The sequence below is a fragment of the Hymenobacter properus genome (genome assembly GCF_015694735.1).
In the GTDB taxonomy this organism is placed as follows: Bacteria; Bacteroidota; Bacteroidia; order Cytophagales; family Hymenobacteraceae; genus Hymenobacter; species Hymenobacter properus.
Window position 1 is genome coordinate 44818 of record NZ_JADQDP010000003.1, and the last position, 17119, is coordinate 61936.

The window sequence follows — 17119 nt, forward strand, 5'->3', positions numbered from 1 at the left end:
CTGCTCACTGTTAACTGTTCACTGATTCTAGTTGGCTTGCTTCTGAGCCTGCCACAGCACCACCTGCCAGCCCTTTTTCTTGTCTTTGATTTGCACCACCACGTACTTGATGCGGGCCACGCTGGTGCCGCCATCGGCCTGGGGCGGGGAGGTGATGCGAATGGTGCCGTTCACCACAGCCGTTTGACCATCATTGTAAGGCCGCACGTTCAACGCGTCAATGTCGATTTTGCCGTATTGGCTTTTGCCGTCCTTGATGCTCTGGATGTACTCGGTTTTGGTGTTTTGCACGCCGCTGCCGTGCGTGTACACCATGTCGTCGGCAAAAGCCTTTTCCAGGAAAGCATAGTCCTTTTTCACCTGCGCCTCGAAGCGCTGACGCTCCAGGGCTTCTATTTCTTTAATAACCGTCATGTTTTTCGCATTAGGCGCCTGGGCTAGCGCAAACAAAGGCAGGGCCAGCAACAACGCCAGCAGCAGGGGCCGCATTTTCATATCTGGTTATAGAAGTGTAGAAAACGAAACGGCGCAGCTCCCGGGAGGCGCCACGCCGTTTGAAAAGTTGCTATTCGTCGTCGAGCTTGATGGGCTCCATGCGTGGCACCAGCGAGAACATTAGCACCCAGGCCAGCAAGTAAGCCGCGCCGCAGATGAAGAACATGATGTAGTAGGCCTTGTCAATCTGGCCGATGCTTTCGAAGTGCACAAACATGCGCTTCTGCACCAGCGCCGTGAGGGCAATGCCGCCCAGGCCACCGGCCATGCCGCCGATGCCCGTGACGGAACCCACGGCCCGCTTCGGGAACATGTCCGACACGGTGGTGAAGATGTTGGCGCTCCAGGCCTGGTGAGCCGCCGCCGCCACGCCAATCACCAGCACCGCCAGCCACATATTCATGCCACCCAGCCACTGCGCAAACACGATGGGGAACACGCAGAACGCAATGAGCAGCATGGCCCGTTTGCGGGCCTGGAAAGCGGGCATGCCCCGCTTCATGAAGCTCAGCGGCAGGTAGCCGCCGCCCACGCTGCCGATGCTCGACAGCACATACACCGCCGCCACCGGCAGCGCAATATCGGTGCCTTTCAGGCCGTACTGCTTGCCCAGGAAATCAGGCAGCCAGAACAGGTAGAACCACCAGATGGGGTCCGTCAGGAACTTGCCCACCACGAAGGCCCAGGTTTGGCGGAAGCCCAGGAGCGTGCCCCACGAGGCCTTGGGCTTCTCCTCTGTCACACCCTCGGCGGGCAAGCCAGCGGGGATGTCGGCGTTGATGTAGTCGAATTCGGCTTTGCTCAGGCGCTTGTTCTCAGCGGGCGGCGTGTACATTACCTGCCACAGCACCAGCCACAAAAAGCCCAGCGCCCCCGTGATGATGAAGGCCCACTGCCAGCCCAACTGTTCGGCAATCAGCGGCACCGACAGCGGCGCCACAATGGCTCCCACGTTGGCCCCCGAGTTGAAGATGCCCGTGGCCAGCGCCCGCTCGCGCTGCGGAAACCACTCAGCCACCGTTTTGATGGCGGCCGGGAAGTTGCCAGCTTCCGTCACGCCCAGGAAGGCCCGCGCCACCCCGAAGCCGAAGGTGCTGCTCACGATGGCGTGGCCCATGGCAGCCAGGCTCCATAGCGCGGTCGACAGTGCGTAGCCCAGCTTGGTGCCGAGCCGGTCAATCACCCGGCCCACGCCCACCATACCGGCCGCGTAGGCCAGCTTAAAGGCAATTTCGATGTTGGCATAGTCGCCGGCGTTCCAGTTGAAGGCCTTTTCCAGGTAGGGCTTCAGCAGCGAAATAACCGCCCGGTCGAGGTAGTTGATGGTGGTGGCGAAAAACACCAGCCCGCAGATGGTCCAGCGGTACTTGCCGACGGCAGCGTTGGCGGTGGCCAGCGGGGAATCAGGCGGCGCCTGAGTGGAATAAGCCATAATCGAGTTCGGGAATTTGAAACCAGGGCACTACTCGGAATCAACCCAACGGCACGCTCAGCGCACCGGCGGGCACTATTTTTTTAGCGTGTCCACCGTCTGCATCAGCTCCGTGATGCTGGCGGTGAGGGCGGCGGTGTCATCGGCGTTTTTGAAGAGCTGCGAGCCCATGCCCACGGCATTCACGCCGGCGCCAAACCAGGCGCTAAGGCTTTCGCGGGTGGGCTCCACGCCGCCGGTCACCATCAGCTTGATGTGGGGCATGGGGCCGCGCAGGGCCTTCACGTAGTCGGGACCTACCACGTTGCCAGGGAAAATTTTCACCACGGCCGCGCCAAACTGGCTGGCGTGGTAAATCTCGGTAGGCGTCATGGCGCCGGGCAGCCACGGAATGTTGCGGCTGCGGCACACGTCGGCCACCTCGGCCGTGGCGCAGGGCTGCACCACGAACTCGGCCCCGGCCGCAATGAACTTAGCCGCTTCCTCGGCCGTGTAAATGGTGCCGATGCCCAGAATCATGTCGGGGCACTGTTCAGCCACGAAAGACTGCAGCTGCGTGAACACCTCCAGCGCCTGCGCCCCCCGGTTCACAAACTCAAACACGCGGATGCCGCCGGTGTAGCACGCCTGCAGAATGCGCTGGGTGTAAGCTAAATCGGCGTGGTAGAACACGGGCACCACCGGGTAGCGGAGCAGCGTGGCGAGGGTTTCGTCGGCGGAGTGTCGGGGCATGTTTTTAGTTAATTAGCGAAGCAAGCGGCCGCTGGTGTTGCCTTTCATTATTTCTTCCACCTCGGCCACGGTCACCAGGTTGATGTCGCCGTGCACGGTGTGCTTCAGGGCCGAGGCAGCTACGCCGAAGGTAAGCGCTTGCTGGGGGTTGTCGTAGTTCAGCGCGCCGTAGATGAAGCCAGCCATAAAGGCGTCGCCCCCGCCAATGCGGTCCACAATGGGGTTGATGTCGTAGGTGACGGTTTCGAGGAACTGCTTACCGTCGTAGTAAATGCCTTTCAGGCCGTTGTGCGAGGCGCTGTGAGTCTTGCGGCGGGTGGTGATGACCTGCTTGATTTGCGGAAACCGCGCCATTACTTGCCGGGCCACCGATACGAACTTGTTGTCGGTACCTGGCTCGGGCACGATGCCGAACAGGTCTTCGGCATCATTCTCGGAGCACACCACCACATCGCAGCCCTGCACCAGCTCGCTCATCACGTTCTGGGCCGTCTGGCCATACTGCCACAGGTTGCGGCGGTAGTTCACATCAGCCGATACGGTGATGCCCAGGCGGCGCGCGGCGGCTATGGCCTGGCGCGTGGCCTCGGCCGTGGTGGCCGAGATGGCGGGCGTGATACCCGTCCAGTGCAGCCAGCCGGCATTTTTCAAAATTTCATCCCAGTTGAAAGCAGCTGGGTCGAGGTGAGCAAAGGCCGAGTTAGCGCGGTCGTACACCACCTTGCTAGGGCGCATCCCCGCCCCCACTTCCAGGAAATACAGGCCGAGGCGGTCGCCCTGGTACACGGTGGCGTCCATGTTCACGCCCAGGGCGCGGAATTGCTGGGCGGCGGCGCGGCCCAGGTCGTTGTTGGGGAAGCAGGTGACGTGGGCGGCGGGCACGCCCAGGCCGGCCAGCGAGGCGCCCACGTTGGCGTCGCCGCCGCCGTAGGTGATTTCGAGGCTTTGGGCTTGCGCGAACCGGTAGTTCAGCGGCGGCGACAGCCGCATCATGATTTCGCCAAACGTGACAACTTGCTTCATCTAATAGGGACTTGGGGGCTTAGGGTCTTGGTTGGAAGAACGTCATGCCGAGCGTAGCCGAGGCATCTCGCGTGCGGCAGTAATTGAGACCGTCGCAACGATTCGAGCGAGATGCCTCGGCTGCGCTCGGCATGACGTTCGATTGGCTCAGCAATTACGCCGTTACGGCCGCAGTTTCGGCCACTTTGCCGAAGCCGAAGTACTGCTTGGCGTTGCCGTAGCAAATGTTCTGCACCATCGTGCCGAGCAGGTCCATGTCGGCCGGCAGCTCGCCGTTTTCCACGTCGTTGCCGAGCAGGTTGCAGAGCACGCGGCGGAAGTACTCGTGGCGCGGGTACGAGAGGAAGCTGCGCGAATCGGTAAGCATACCCACGAAACGCGACAGCAAGCCCATGTTGCTTAGAGCGTTGATTTGTTTTTCCATGCCATCCTTCTGGTCGAGGAACCACCAGCCGGAGCCAAACTGAATCTTGCCCGCCACCGAACCGTCGTTGAAGTTGCCAATCATTGTGGCAATCAGCTCATTGTCGGCCGGGTTCAAATTATAGATGATAGTTTTCGCCAGCTTGTCCTGGCCGTCGAGGCGGTCGAGGAAAGTGGAAAGAGCACGGCCCTGCGAGAAGTCGCCGATGCTGTCCCAGCCGGTGTCGGGGCCCAGTTCGCGCAGCATGCGCGAGTTGTTGTTGCGCAGCGCGCCGATGTGGTATTGCTGCGTCCAGCCCTTTTCCCAGTCCAGCACGGCCAGCAGCACCAGCATGGCCGATTTGAACTTCAGCACTTCCTCAGCCGTCAGCTCAGCCCCGCCGCGCACTTTCGAGAAAATGGCGTCGATTTCGGCCTCGGTGTAGTCGGCGGCGTAAATCTGCTCCAGGCCGTGGTCCGACAGGCGGCAGCCCATGCTGGCGAAGAAGTCGTGGCGGCGGCGCAGGGCCTGCTCCAGGTCGGCGAAGGTGCGGATTTCCAGCTCGGCCGCAGCGGCTAACTTGTCGAGGTACTGGTTATAAGCGGCGGCCGATTCCGGCGCCATGGCCTTGTCGGCGCGGAAGGTGGGCAGCACGTTCACGCCGAAGCCCGAGGCGGCCAGCGCCTGGTGGTACTCCAGCGAATCGGCGGGGTCGTCGGTGGTGCAGAGGGTTTCTACCTGCATCATTTTCAGCAGGTTTTGCACCGAGTACTCAGCCGTCTGCAGCTTGGCGTTGCACTCGTCGTAGATGCGGCGGGCGCTATCCTTGTTCAGCAGTTCCGTAATGCCGAAGTAGCGGCGCAGCTCCAGGTGCGTCCAGTGGTAGAGCGGGTTGCGCAGCGTGTAAGGCACGGTTTCGGCCCATTTCTCAAACTTCTCCCAGTCCGAGGCGTCGCCGGTGATGTAGCGCTCGGGCACGCCGTTGGCCCGCATGGCGCGCCACTTGTAGTGGTCGCCGTAGAGCCAGATTTGGGTGATGTTTTCGAACTGCTTGTCCTCGGCTATCTGCTCGGGGATGAGATGGTTGTGATAGTCGATAATGGGCATGGCCTTGGCATACTCGTGGTAGAGCGTGCTGGCCGTGGCCGTTTGCAGCAGAAAATCGTCGTTGAGGAAGGGCTTCATGAGCAACTAAGATGGGATGGGTGGGATACCCGGTTAGTGCGGCTGCTTTCAGCGCCGAAGGTAGGCCGCCGCGGGGGCCGTATCCTTCACAGAGCAGTATTTATTAGCGGAAACGGTTGCGTAGATTGTTATTCCCAGCTGTCATCCTGAGCGCAGCGAAGGACCTTCTCACGTTGAAACGGCTTGCAGTAATTCAGCCAAAGCTGACGTGAGAAGGTCCTTCGCTGCGCTCGGGATGACAGGCGAGAATTTACAGCGACACCCCGCGCTTCCACGGGATGAAGTCGGTCTGGTCGTGGCGCACGGCGGCAATTTCTTCCTCGCCGCTGGCCACGCGGATGACGTAGTCGAGAATGCGCTCACCGGCCTGCTCAATGGTTTCCTCGCCGTCAATCACCGTTCCGGTGTTCACGTCGATGATGTCGGGCATGCGCTTGGCGAGGGCCGTGTTGCTGGCCACTTTGATGACCGGCGCGATGGGGTTGCCGGTGGGCGTGCCCAGGCCGGTGGTGAAGAGCACAATGTTGGCCCCCGACCCTACCTCGGCCGTGGTCGATTCCACGTCGTTGCCGGGCGTGCAGAGCAAGTTCAGGCCGGGCTTGGTGACGGGCTCCGGATAATCGAGCACTGCCACCACAGGCGACGAGCCGCCTTTGCGGGCCGCACCAGCCGATTTCATGGCGTCCGTAATCAGGCCGTCGCGGATGTTGCCAGGCGAAGGGTTCATGTCGAAGCCCGAGCCCACGGCCACGGCGCTGTCGCCGTAGGCCTTCATCAGGCTGCTGAACCGCTCGGCAATGGCGGGCTCCACGCTGCGGTCCACCAATTCCTGCTCCACGCCGCACAGCTCCGGGAATTCGGCCAGGATGACCGAGCCGCCCAGGGCCACCAGCATGTCGGAAACGTGGCCCAGAGCCGGGTTAGCCGAGATGCCGGAGAAGCCATCTGAACCGCCGCACTCGAGGCCAATATTCAGGGCTTTGAGCGGGGCCGGCTCGCGGCGGGCCTGGTTGGCAATCATCAGGCCGGCAAACGTTTGGCGCAGCGCGGTGCTGATGAGGGTTTCCTCGGTGCCGAGCTTCTGCTGGTCGAGGATGTAGAGGGGCTTGCTGAAGTTGGGGTCGCGCTTGGCAATCTCATCCTGCAGCATGCTGGCCTGCGCGTTCTGGCAGCCCAGGCTGAGCACGGTGGCACCGGCCACGTTGGGGTGCGTGATGTAGCCGGCCAGCAGGCCGCACAGCGTCTGGGCATCCTGGCGGATGCCGCCGCAGCCGCCCTCGTGCGAGAGGAAGCGAATGCCGTCCACGTTCGGGAAGGGACGCTGGCTGCGAGCAGTGCTTTCACCGGCTTCGAGGTCGGCGCTCAGGATTTCCTCCACCGAGCGGCCGGCCTGCATCAGTTCCAGCAGCTTGCGGGTTTCGGGCTGGTAGTTCTTGCGGCGGGCATAGCCGAGGTCGGTAATCAGCGCATCCTGCAGCACCTGGATGTTGCGGTTTTCGCAGAACACCAGCGGAATCACCAGCCAGTAGTTGGCGGTGCCCACGCGGCCGTCGGCGCGGTGGTAGCCCATGAAAGTGCGGTTCTGCCAGTTCGATACGTCGGGGGCCTGCCAGGCGGGGCGCTGGTGGCCGTGCTCGTCGTAGCTGTTGGTGGCGTGCTGCATGTTGGCCGTGGTGAGGCGGCCGCCGGGGCGAATGTCGGCCTTGGCTTTGCCTACCAGCACGCCGTACATCGTGACGGGCTGGCCCACGCTCAGGCCTAGGGGCGCGAGCTTGTGCTTGGCCGGAATGGCCTCGGTGGTGGTGACGTAGCCGTTTTCCCAGGGCACTTCGGTGCCGATGGGCAGGTCGACGAGGGCCACGAGCACATTGTCGGCGGGGTGGATGCGGGCAACTTGGTGTTTCATAGTAGCTAAACAGAGAAGGCTCAAATTAGCTGGCCAAGGCTGTTTTTTTAGTGAAAAAAGCCGCCAGCGTAGCCGACGGGCCCTCTTCCAGGAGTTGGTGGAGGTAGTGGGTCACCTTGTCGGCGAAGCCGGGCAGGCGGGTGAGGTCGTGGCCCCAGAGGGCGGTGTTGCGCAGGGCGGCGCTGGCCAGTTCCTCGGGCGAGAGCTTGGCCCACAAATCGGCGAAGTAGCCGGCGCGGTCGTCCTGAATGGCGTAGGGCTCGCCGTTGGCTTCGCCCTGGCCGGCGCTGGCGCCGGTGGCCGTGTTGCGCATAAACAGCAGGTAGGCCGCGAAGCCCAGGGCCACGTAGTGCGGCACAGCGTTGTGCTTCTGGTAGTAGTGCAGCAGCGTGGGCACGTTGCGCATCTGCATCTTAGCAGTGCCCTGCATGGCAATGGCCAGCCAGCGGTGCTCCAGGAAGGGGTTGCGGAAACGGTCGAGCACCTGCATGCCGAAGCGCTGGCCAGCCTTCTCATCCACCTGGTACGGGATGCCGGGCAGCAAGTCGGCCAGCATCAGGTTGTGGATGAAACGGGCCATGTCCTCATTTTCGAGCGCCTCGCGCACCGTGGTGCAGCCCAGCAGGTGGGCCAGGGCGTAGCTCAGCGTGTGCGTGCCATTCAGCAGGCGCAGCTTCAGCTCGCGGAAAAGGGTGATGTCGGTCCGGATGACTACGCCCTTGGCCACGGAGTGGAACGAAAGCACCTCGCGCACCTTTTCGTCGCCTTCGATGGCCCACAATGCGTAGGCTTCGCTCATGGTCAGCAGTTCGTCCTGGTAGCCCAGTTCTTCCTGCAATTGCGCGTATAGCGCCGGCTCGGGGCGGCCGGGCACAATGCGGTCCACCAGGGTATTGCAGAACGAGTTAGCCGATTCGAGCCAGTCGATGAAGGCGCTGCCCAGGTCGTTGCGGTGGGCCAGCTCCAGCACAATGGCTTCGAGCTTGCGACCGTTGTCGGGAATCAACTCGGTGGGCACAATCACCAGGCCGCGGCTGGCGTCGCCCTTGAAGGCCTCGAAGCGCGCGTAGAGCACAGCCAGCAGCTTGCCGGGGAACGACGAGGGCGGCGTGAGGTGAATGTCTTCGTTCACCAACTGAATGCCCACCTCGGTGGTGTTCGAAATCACCACCTGCAGGTCGGGGCTTTTGGCAAATTCCAACACCTCTGCCCACTGGCTTTTGGCCGAGAGCACGCGGCTAATGCTGCTGCACACCACGTTTTCTTCCACCGGGCGGCCGTCTTCCACGCCGCGAATGCACACGGTGTAAAGGCCGTTCTGGCGCTCGAAGGCGGTGGCGTCGCCGCCGTCGGTGCTTTTCACCACCACCACGCGGCCATTGAACACGCCCTGGCGGTTGGCCTCGTCAATCATGAAATCGGGCAGGCCGCGCAGCAGCACACCGGTACCAAACTGCAGCACTTTCTCGGGCAGGGCAAACAGTGCCGGGGTGGGCCAGGCCACCGCGGCAGCAGCACTGGGGGCGGACAGAGCCAATTCTTGATTCAAAGTGTCCATTACGACGAAATAGTTGGATTGCTGAACGAAGCTATAAGGTGGAATTAACCCCTCCCTCCCGTACTCACCCGCTTTTGCCAAGCAGGGTAGTCTTTGGAGAGAAGTTTTTCGGGCCAGGTGCCCAGGTAGAGGTAGCCGGCGCGGCGCTCATTCTCAATTTCGCTGAGCTGGTAGTGCACCTGGCTGTCGCGGCCCACGTAAATGGGCCGGTCAGTATCAAGCTCATAGAAACGAGCCCAGATGGTGGCACCGGCTTCGGGCACCATCACCCGGTCGCGGCCCGATTTTTCTTGCGGCGCGGCAATTTCCTTCACCGTGTAGCCGCTGATTTTTACTTTCTCGAACCAGGCCACGGCGCTTTCAATGGCCTTTTTCACCTCCGGCGACGGGTTGTCGATGCCCATCAGAAACCGCACGATTTCCACCGACTCGTCGCCGCTCAACGAGGCCAGCTCGAAGGCACGGGCCTTGGCCGGCTGCAGCGTTTTCTCGTCGTACTGCGCGCACCAGGCCGTGAGCACACCCTTGCGCAGGTACTGCGTTTTCAGGATGCAGTCGGTGCCTTTCTCTACAGCCGTTTGGGCCTGGGCTGGCAGGTCCGCGGCGAGGCCCACGAAGGGGGCCTTTTGCCGGGCCACGTTGCGCAGCAGCTCCAGCACGCGCACCATGGCGTTGTCGTTGTAGGTAATCTGGTGGCGGTAGTTGCTGAAATCGGGGTAGTACTGCGGGAAGCCGCCGTTGGCGTACTGCATTTTCAGCAGGAAGCGGATGCCGGCTTCGGCGCCTTCGCGGTAGGCCGGGTTGTTGGTTTTCTGGTAGGCCTGGGCCAGATAATTGATTTCGCGGCTGGTGGCGTTGTTGTCGATGGTGGCGTCGTTGCGCCCCTTGTCGGCCAGCGTGCGGGTGCGGTCGGCGGCCGACAGCGGGTGCTTGTAGTCCACCTTCTCGTTGCCCACGGCCTTGGGCCAGCCGCCAATGGCCCGCTGAAACACCAGCATCTTTTCGGCGGTGCTGTCCTGCATGGGAGCGGCAGCCGGCTGCTCCGTGGCAGAAGCGGCCACACGGCCCGGTTCGGCCGCGATGGGCTGCCGGGCGCAGGACGAGCCCACAACGGAAGCCGTCAGCCCACTTATAATCAGCAATAAACGGAGCATGGTGTGACGATGGACTGTGCTCGGTACGCCGGAGATGGCGACGGCCTTTTATTAGGTTTTCAGCATGGCGTAATAAGTAGCGAAGCCCTTTGCCTGAGCCTCACCACTTATTACACAACGCGCATTGCTTAGTAGCCGAAGTTTTGCTTCAGAGCCGGGTCGGCGCTGAGGGTAGCCTGCGGGATGGGCAGCAGCTCTTTGCCACGGCCGGGGACGTACTCCGCAGCCAGGCCCGAGGCGATGCTCTTCACGGGGGTGGTGGTACCGGGCAGCACGTAGTCGGTGCCGGCGGGCTTGGTGTTGGCCACGTAAGCCGCGTCGATGCCCTGGCGCCAGTTCACGCGCACGGTGCCGGTGGGAGCAGTGTTGGGCGTGGGCGAAGGCCGGTAGAACGAGCGGGTCCACTGCACGGGCTGCACGGCCAGCGAGGCCGAGGTGGGCGTGCGGTAGTACTGGTACAGCGGCACGTTGTCGTAGGGAGCCTGGCCGAGGGCCATCTTCTCGATGTTGGCCTTCACTTCGGCAATCTTGGTTTCGAACAGGTTCCAGCGCAGCAGGTCGTACTTGCGAATGCCTTCGCCGCCGAACTCAATGTACCGCTCGTTCACGATGGCGTTGAACATGCTGGCCTTGCTGCCGAAGCTGTTGGTGGGCAGGGTGGCAAGGGCGCGGGCGCGGTTGCCGCCGAAGCCGCGGGTGCGTACTTCCATAAAGGCATCCTGAGCGGCCGTGGTGGGGCCGTTCAGCTCGTTCTCAGTTTCGGCAAACATCAGCAGCACGTCCGCGAAGCGGATGATGGGCCAGTTGTAGTCGAGGTAGTTCACGGTGCCGGTCACGGGCGGAATGTGCCAGTCGCGGCGCCATTTGCCGTCGGTGGCGGCCGTCAGGGCCACGCCGGTTTGTACGTTGGCAGTGCTGGCAATGCCGTAGGTGGTGATGGTCACGTCGCGACGCGTATCGGTCGAGTCGAAAGCGTAGAAGTAAGGCGGGGCGATGGTCACAGCGCCCTGCGTCGAGCCGTAGGTGCCCGAGGCATTCTGCAGGCGCGGGCCGTTGTAGTAGCCAATCTTGCTGCCCGAGGCGCCAGTGGCCGTAGCCATGCCCACCTGGAACATGATTTCGTTGGCCGCCTCCGAGCGCAGCTCGTTCATGCTCTTGAAGACCTCCAGGAAGCTCGGGTTCAGGTTGTGCTCAGCGCGGGCGCTGGTGGTCATCAGGTCGGCGCACTCCTGGCGGGCAATGCGGTAGTAGTCGAGGTAGTCGCCGGGGCGCTGCATGGCGTTGCCCTGCAGCGAGTAGCCGCCACGGAACAAGCTGATGCGGGCGCGCAGGGCCTTGGCGGCGCCTTTGGTGATGCGCTCACTGGCGGCGCCGGCCTGGCTGCGCCACGGCAGCAGGTCCTCGGCCAGCTTCAGGTCGGCAATCAGGCGGGTAAGGGTGGCGTTACGGTCGGAGTTGGGCAGGTTGAAATCCTGGCCCGACACGGCCGGCGTGAACTGCACGGGCACGTCGCCCCAGTTGCGCACCAGTTCAAACAGGTACTGGGCCCGCAGCGTGAGGGCTTCGCCGTGCAGGCGCTTGAGGGCGGCCTGCTCGGTGGCCGTGCCGCCGGTGTAGAGCGGCATCTGCGGAATCTGCTGGATGCAGATGTTGGAGCGCTCCACGCCCTGGTACAGCTGGTTCCAGGGGTTGTTAATCTCTGTGTTGGTGGCCAGGGCCGTGTAGCGGGCAATGCTGCGGCGACCGCCGTCGGCCGCGCCGGCCGAGCCGATAAGCTCGTCCGAATCCAGCGGATAATACATGCTGACGCGGGTGCCGTAGCCATTGTCGCCCGACAGCGGGTCGTAGGCGCCAATGACGGCGGCCGTGGCCCCGCTCACGCTGCTGAACGTGTACTCGGTGGTGTTCAGCGCAATGGGGTCAACTTCAAGATAGTCTTTGCAGGACGAAACCAGTCCGGCGGTGCCTGCCAAAGCCAGGGCAGCTAGCGTCGCCCGGCGAAAGGAATGAAACGATTTCATATAGTCAGAGCAAAAAATCGGGTGGGAATTAGAGCGACAGGTTCACGCCAAATAGGAAGGCGCGGCTGCGGGGATAAGCGGCGTAGTCGACGCCCGGCGTGAGGGGCGTGCTGCGGCGGGTGTTCACCTCCGGGTCGTAGCCGGTGTATTTGGTGAAGGTATAGAGGTTGTTCAGCGTGGCGTAGAAGCGCAGCGAGGCTACCTTGGCGCGCTGCGTCAACGACTTGGGCAGGGTGTAGCCTACGGTCAGGTTGTTGATGCGCAGGAACGAGCCGTCCTCCACGGCCCAGGAGTGGAACACGAAGTTGCGGGTGGGCGTCCAGATGTTGGCCGACTGGTTTGCTTCCTGCAAGCGGGCAATGGTGGTGATGGGGCTGCCGTCGGCTTCGATGACGCGGTAGCGGTTGCTCATGATATCGAGCACGTTGCTGAAGGAAGTATTGGGCGTGTTTGAGGTGAACTCAATCTTGTTGGCGTTGTAGATGTCGTTGCCCAGCACGAAGTTCAGGAACAAGCTGGCATCAAAACCTTTGTAGGTGAACTGTTGGTTCAGGCCGCCCACGGCTTTGGGGTTGGCGTTGCCAATCACCGTCTGGTCATTGGAATCAATCTTGCCGTCGCCGTTAAGGTCTTTCAGCTTGAGCAGGCCGGGGCGGTAGGCCGATTCGCCAATCAGGCCCAGGTCGTTCACGAAGGTGCGGTCCGTCTTGGGCGTCCAAGTGCCCAGGCCGCCGCTGGTGCTGGGCACGTAGCCCGAGAAGTCGTCGGCGGTGAGGTAGCCGTCGGTCACGTAGCCGTACATCTGGCCCACCGGCTGGCCCACGCGGGCCACATAGTCCGGAATGAGCGAGGCAGTGCTGCCAGCCCAGCCCGACGAGATGGCGGGGATTTCGGTCTGGTTGCCGCCCAGGCTCTCGATGCGGCCGCGGTTGAACGAGGCGTTGGCCGTGGCCGTCCAGGTGAAGTTCTCGTTGCGCAGCACGGTGGCCGTCAGCTGCAGTTCCAGGCCTTTGTTCGAGGTCGAGCCGATATTTTGCAGCTGCGAGGTGTAGCCCAGGAAGGCCGGAATTGGCTTGTTCAGCAGCAGGTCGTCAGTGGTGTTATAATAGGCGTCGGCCGTGAACTGGAAGCGGTTGTCGAGCAACGACAGGTCGATACCGATGTTGCGCGAGGTGGTGGTTTCCCACTTCAGGTTGGGGTTGGCCAGGCCGCTGGCCGACGAGCCCAGCACGATGCTGTGGTTCAGGGCATACGGCGCGTTGCCGGCCGTGAACAGCTGCGCGTAGAGGAAGTCGTTAATGCGGTTGTTGCCGGCCTGGCCGTAGCTCAAACGCAGTTTCAGGTCCGAAATGGTGGGGATGCCTTTGAAGAACTCCTCGCGCGACACGCGCCAGGCCACCGAGGCACCGGGGAAGTAGCCCACCTTGTTGCCCGAGGGGAATTTCGACGAGCCGTCGGCACGCAGCGTGCCGGTGAACAGATACTTGTCGTCGTAGGAGTAGGTAATCCGGCCGAAGCCCGACAGCAGGCGGTAGTCGCTCGGGATGCTGGTTTGGGGCAGCACCGGCTGGGCCGTCTGGCCGGCGGGCAGCACGCCCTGGTTGATGTTGGCCAGCGCGCGCTCGGCGGTGATGTCAACCGGCAGGAAGTTGGTCTGGATGTAGAGCTGCTTGGTTTGCTGCTGGTACACTTCCTCGCCCAGCAGGATGCCGAAAGAGTGCTTGCCGATTTTGTTAGAGTAGTCCAGCACGTTCGAGTTGTTGAGCGTGGTCTGGGTGCTCTGGGTGATAGTGGCAAACGGCAGGTTGGCATAGCCGCCCGAAGCCGAGCGCAGCACCGGCGAGTACTGGCCGTTGAAGGTGCCCAGGTTGAAGTCCGTGATGTCGAAGCCGGCCGTGGTGCGGAAAGTCAGGCCCTTGGCCAGTTCCAGCGAGGCGTTGGCGCCGATGTTGATGGTGCGGCGCTTGTCTTTGCGGTACTCGTTGTCGATGGTGAGCACGGGGTTGGCCAGCGACGACTGGTCGAAGAATTCAGGGTCAAACGCCGACACGTCTACCACTTGGCCGTTGGCCTTGGGCACTTGCAGCGGCTGGTACTGCACGGAGTTGCGCAGGCGCGAAGTCGTGTTCGAGCCCGAGGTCGAGGTGCCAGCACCCAGGGTGCCTTGGTCGTTGAAGCGGGCGTTGAGGCCCACGCGCAGCTTGTCGGTGGCTTTGGTATCGAAGCGGAAGTTCACCAGGTTGCGGGTGTAGTCCGAACCACGCTGAATGCCCTGCTCGTCGTTGTGCGTCAAGCTCAGCGAGTAGGTGGTGGCTTTCGAGCCGCCGGCTACCGATACGTTATGGGTTTGCTGGAACGCCTCGCGGCCGAACACTTCGTCCTGCCAGTTGATGAACGGCGCGCTACGGGCGCGCTGCAGCGTGTCGCTGTTGAAGTTGGAGCTGCCGAACAGGCTCTTGAACGTGGGCAGGCCGCCCGACTGGTTGCCGATGAGGCGGGTACGCTCGTACTGATAGTTCAGATAGTCGTCGGGACCGAGCACGCCCAACGTCTTCGAGATTTTGCGGAAGCCGGCGAAACCGTTGTAGCTCACCACCGTGCGGCCTTCAGAGCCCTTCTTGGTAGTGATGATGATTACGCCGTTGGCACCGCGGGCACCGTAGATGGCCGTGGCCGAAGCATCCTTCAGCACGTCGACTGAGGCAATGTCCTGCGGGGCAATCACGCTCAGCGCGTTTTCAATCTGAATGCCGTCCACCACGTACAGCGGCGAGTTGTCCTGCGTTACGGAACCACCGCCGCGCACGCGCACCTGCACGTTGAGGTTGCCGGGGGTACCTTCGGCGCTGGTCAGCTGCACACCGGCCAGGCGGCCCGTGAGGGCTTCGGCAGCCGAGTTCACCGGAATGTCTTTAATCTGCTGCGCGCTCACCGACGACACCGAGCCGGTCACGTCGCGGCGTTGCACGGCCTGGTAGCCGATAACCACCACGTCTTCCAGCTGCTTGCTGTCCGAAGCCAGCGTCACGTTGATGGTGGTGCGGTCGCCTACGGTTTCTTCTTTCGACACGTAGCCCACAAAGCTGAAGCGCAGCTTAGCGCCCGCTGCCTGGGCCGGAGTCAGCGTGATGCTGTATTCGCCGTTGACGCCCGTCGAGGCGCCGTTGGTGGTGCCTTCAACCAGCACCGTTACGCCCGGCAAGGTCTCACCGTCCGCCGATTTGACAACGCCCTGCACCTGGCGGCTTTGCGCCATAGCCAGTCCGATGCTCCCAAAGAACAGGAGCCAGACCAGGAGGAAATGTTTTTTCATGAGTGAAATGATTGGGTGGGAGTTTTTAAAAATCAGCTTAGCGCAGTGCGTCGAGGGGCACGGCGTCCATGTCAGTGTATTCGCGGTTTTCCCCGGCCATGCCCCAGATGAAGGCGTAGTTGCTGGAGCCGCAGCCCGTGTGGATGGACCACGGGGGCGAGAGAATGGCCTGCTCGTTGCTCACCCACAAGGGGCGGGTTTCGGTGGGCTCGCCCAGCAGGTGTAGCACGCGCTGGCCCTGGGGCAGGTTGAAGTAGAGGTAGGCCTCCATGCGGCGGTCGTGGGTATGGCTAGGCATGGTGTTCCACACGTTGCCGGGCTTCAGCTGCGTGAGGCCCATCACCAGCTGGCAGCTCTGGATGCCTTCCTGGTAGATGTATTTGTAGATGGTGCGCTCGTTGGCCGTTTCCATGGCGCCCATTTCCACGGGCGTGGCTTCGGCCTGGGTGCGGCGCGTGGTGGGGTGCACCGCATGCGCCGGCGAAGACAGCAGGTAGAACTTGGCCGGATTGGCCGCGTCCACGCTGGCAAAGGCCACTTCCTTGCTGCCCATGCCCACGTACAGGCAGTCCTGGTTGCCCAATTCGTAGACCGTGCCGTCCACGGTGATAGTTCCCGCACCGCCCACGTTCAGGGCGCCCAACTCGCGGCGCTCCAGAAAGAAATTGGCCTTCAGCGACTCCGGGCAGGGCAAGGTCAGGGCCGCGCCGGTGGGCTGGGCCCCGCCCACAATCATGCGGTCGTAGTGCGTATAGGTCAGCTCGATTTCGCCGGCCGTGAAGATGTTTTCAATCAGGAAATGCTCCCGGATGCCGTTCGTGTTGAGCGTGGCAGTTTCGCGGGGACCGATGGCAAAGCGCTGGGTCATTTTTTCAGTGTTGAGTTTTGAGTGTTGAATGTTGAGTTATTCAGGGCTGTTGTTCCTGAAATCGGGGTTGATTTCGAAAACTCAAAATTCAACCCTCTAAACTCAACATTTCAATTACCGCCCCATCCAGCCGCCGTCGACGGTGAGGATGGTGCCGTGCACGTAGTCTGAAGCGGCCGAGGCCAGGAACACGGCCGGACCGGCGTAGTCGGTGGGCAGTGCCCAGCGGCCGGCCGGAATGCGCGCGAGGATGGCGGCGCTGCGCTCCTCGTCCTGGCGCAGGGCGGCGGTGTTGTCGGTGGCCACGTAGCCGGGCGCAATGGCGTTCACGTTCACGCCGCGGCCGGCCCATTCGTTGGCAAGGGCTTTTACCAGGCTGCCCACGCCGCCTTTGCTGGCCGCGTAGCTAGGCACGTTGATGCCCCCCTGGAAGGTGAGCAGCGAGGCCGTGAAAATGATTTTGCCGGAGCCGTTTTGCAGCATCTGGCCGCCGATGGCGCGGGCCAGGCGGAAGGGCGCATCAAGGTTGATGCTCAGCACGGCGTCCCAGTCTTCGTCGGAGTGCTCGGCAGCGGGGGCGCGGCGGATGATGCCGGCGTTGTTGAATAGGATGTCTATGACCGGAAAGTCGGCCTGCACCTGCTTGATGAAGCCCTGCAACTCTTCCAGCTTGCCGAAGTCAGCCTGGTAGCCTTTGTACTCACGGCCCAGGGCCTGCACGGCCAGCTCGGTTTCGCCGCCCTTCGGCATGTGGATGGATACGCCGATGATGTCGGCGCCGGCCTCGGCCAGGCCGAGGGCAATGGCTTGCCCGATACCCCGGTCGCAACCCGTAACGAGGGCGCGCTTACCAGCCAAACTAAATGCGGAAGAGAAAGCAGTCATACTAAAGGGACTATGCGAAGGAGAAAGAGAAGATGAAATCTGCAAAGCAACCTATTTGAGGGTGGCTTTGCTTCATAAATATTTCATCGGCTTCCGCCAAAAGCAAGAGTTGGACAATCTATTTTCGCGCAATCGTTGCCGGGA

Annotated in this window: 12 protein-coding genes; all 12 read right to left on the reverse strand. The window is 62.4% G+C overall.

The window, feature by feature from the left end; translation table 11 throughout:
- Positions 1–27: 27 nt before the first annotated feature.
- Complete coding sequence (locus I2I01_RS12235) at positions 28–495, reverse strand: nuclear transport factor 2 family protein (RefSeq protein WP_196286774.1); 468 nt, start codon at positions 493–495, stop codon at positions 28–30.
- Positions 496–565: 70 nt separating this feature from the next.
- Positions 566–1927 carry an MFS transporter gene (locus tag I2I01_RS12240; RefSeq protein ID WP_196286775.1) on the reverse strand — a complete coding sequence of 454 codons (1362 nt, stop codon included), beginning with the start codon at positions 1925–1927 and terminating at the stop codon, positions 566–568.
- Positions 1928–2002: 75 nt separating this feature from the next.
- The gene (locus tag I2I01_RS12245) at positions 2003–2659 is read right to left on the reverse strand and encodes a beta/alpha barrel domain-containing protein (protein ID WP_196286776.1); all 657 of its coding nucleotides are present in this window, start codon (positions 2657–2659) and stop codon (positions 2003–2005) included.
- Between the two features lie 12 nt (positions 2660–2671).
- Positions 2672–3682, reverse strand: a complete 1011-nt coding sequence (locus I2I01_RS12250; RefSeq protein ID WP_196286777.1) for a sugar kinase — start codon at positions 3680–3682, stop codon at positions 2672–2674.
- Between the two features lie 154 nt (positions 3683–3836).
- The gene (gene uxaC, locus I2I01_RS12255; RefSeq protein WP_196286778.1) at positions 3837–5270 is read right to left on the reverse strand and encodes a glucuronate isomerase; all 1434 of its coding nucleotides are present in this window, start codon (positions 5268–5270) and stop codon (positions 3837–3839) included.
- A 250-nt stretch (positions 5271–5520) separates the two neighbouring features.
- Entirely contained in the window at positions 5521–7176 is a 1656-nt protein-coding gene (locus I2I01_RS12260; protein WP_196286779.1) for a UxaA family hydrolase, read from the reverse strand.
- Between the two features lie 25 nt (positions 7177–7201).
- Positions 7202–8734: a tagaturonate reductase gene (locus I2I01_RS12265; protein WP_196286780.1), complete on the reverse strand. Its 1533-nt coding sequence runs from the start codon at positions 8732–8734 to the stop codon at positions 7202–7204.
- 44 nt (positions 8735–8778) lie between these two features.
- Positions 8779–9888: a pectate lyase gene (gene pelA, locus I2I01_RS12270; protein WP_211537932.1), complete on the reverse strand. Its 1110-nt coding sequence runs from the start codon at positions 9886–9888 to the stop codon at positions 8779–8781.
- Between the two features lie 128 nt (positions 9889–10016).
- Positions 10017–11909, reverse strand: coding sequence for a RagB/SusD family nutrient uptake outer membrane protein (locus I2I01_RS12275; protein WP_196286781.1), 1893 nt, complete (start codon positions 11907–11909; stop codon positions 10017–10019).
- 28 nt (positions 11910–11937) lie between these two features.
- A complete protein-coding gene (locus I2I01_RS12280) occupies positions 11938–15222 on the reverse strand; it encodes a SusC/RagA family TonB-linked outer membrane protein (RefSeq protein ID WP_196286782.1) in 3285 nt (1094 codons plus the stop codon).
- Between the two features lie 37 nt (positions 15223–15259).
- Entirely contained in the window at positions 15260–16090 is an 831-nt protein-coding gene (gene kduI, locus I2I01_RS12285) for a 5-dehydro-4-deoxy-D-glucuronate isomerase (protein ID WP_196286783.1), read from the reverse strand.
- A 114-nt stretch (positions 16091–16204) separates the two neighbouring features.
- The gene (locus I2I01_RS12290) at positions 16205–16975 is read right to left on the reverse strand and encodes an SDR family oxidoreductase (protein ID WP_196286784.1); all 771 of its coding nucleotides are present in this window, start codon (positions 16973–16975) and stop codon (positions 16205–16207) included.
- Between the last annotated feature and the right edge of the window lie 144 nt (positions 16976–17119).

Bases quoted from the DNA above. Each gene is read 5' to 3' on its own strand.
- I2I01_RS12260 (WP_196286779.1), bottom strand. From the start codon at position 7,176: ATGAAACACCAAGTTGCCCGCATCCACCCCGCCGACAATGTGCTCGTG.
- I2I01_RS12240 (WP_196286775.1), bottom strand. From the start codon at position 1,927: ATGGCTTATTCCACTCAGGCGCCGCCTGATTCCCCGCTGGCCACCGCC.
- I2I01_RS12290 (WP_196286784.1), bottom strand. From the start codon at position 16,975: ATGACTGCTTTCTCTTCCGCATTTAGTTTGGCTGGTAAGCGCGCCCTC.
- uxaC (WP_196286778.1), bottom strand. From the start codon at position 5,270: ATGAAGCCCTTCCTCAACGACGATTTTCTGCTGCAAACGGCCACGGCC.
- pelA (WP_211537932.1), bottom strand. From the start codon at position 9,888: ATGCTCCGTTTATTGCTGATTATAAGTGGGCTGACGGCTTCCGTTGTG.
- kduI (WP_196286783.1), bottom strand. From the start codon at position 16,090: ATGACCCAGCGCTTTGCCATCGGTCCCCGCGAAACTGCCACGCTCAAC.
- I2I01_RS12275 (WP_196286781.1), bottom strand. From the start codon at position 11,909: ATGAAATCGTTTCATTCCTTTCGCCGGGCGACGCTAGCTGCCCTGGCT.
- I2I01_RS12280 (WP_196286782.1), bottom strand. From the start codon at position 15,222: ATGAAAAAACATTTCCTCCTGGTCTGGCTCCTGTTCTTTGGGAGCATC.
- I2I01_RS12235 (WP_196286774.1), bottom strand. From the start codon at position 495: ATGAAAATGCGGCCCCTGCTGCTGGCGTTGTTGCTGGCCCTGCCTTTG.
- I2I01_RS12250 (WP_196286777.1), bottom strand. From the start codon at position 3,682: ATGAAGCAAGTTGTCACGTTTGGCGAAATCATGATGCGGCTGTCGCCG.
- I2I01_RS12245 (WP_196286776.1), bottom strand. From the start codon at position 2,659: ATGCCCCGACACTCCGCCGACGAAACCCTCGCCACGCTGCTCCGCTAC.
- I2I01_RS12265 (WP_196286780.1), bottom strand. From the start codon at position 8,734: ATGGACACTTTGAATCAAGAATTGGCTCTGTCCGCCCCCAGTGCTGCT.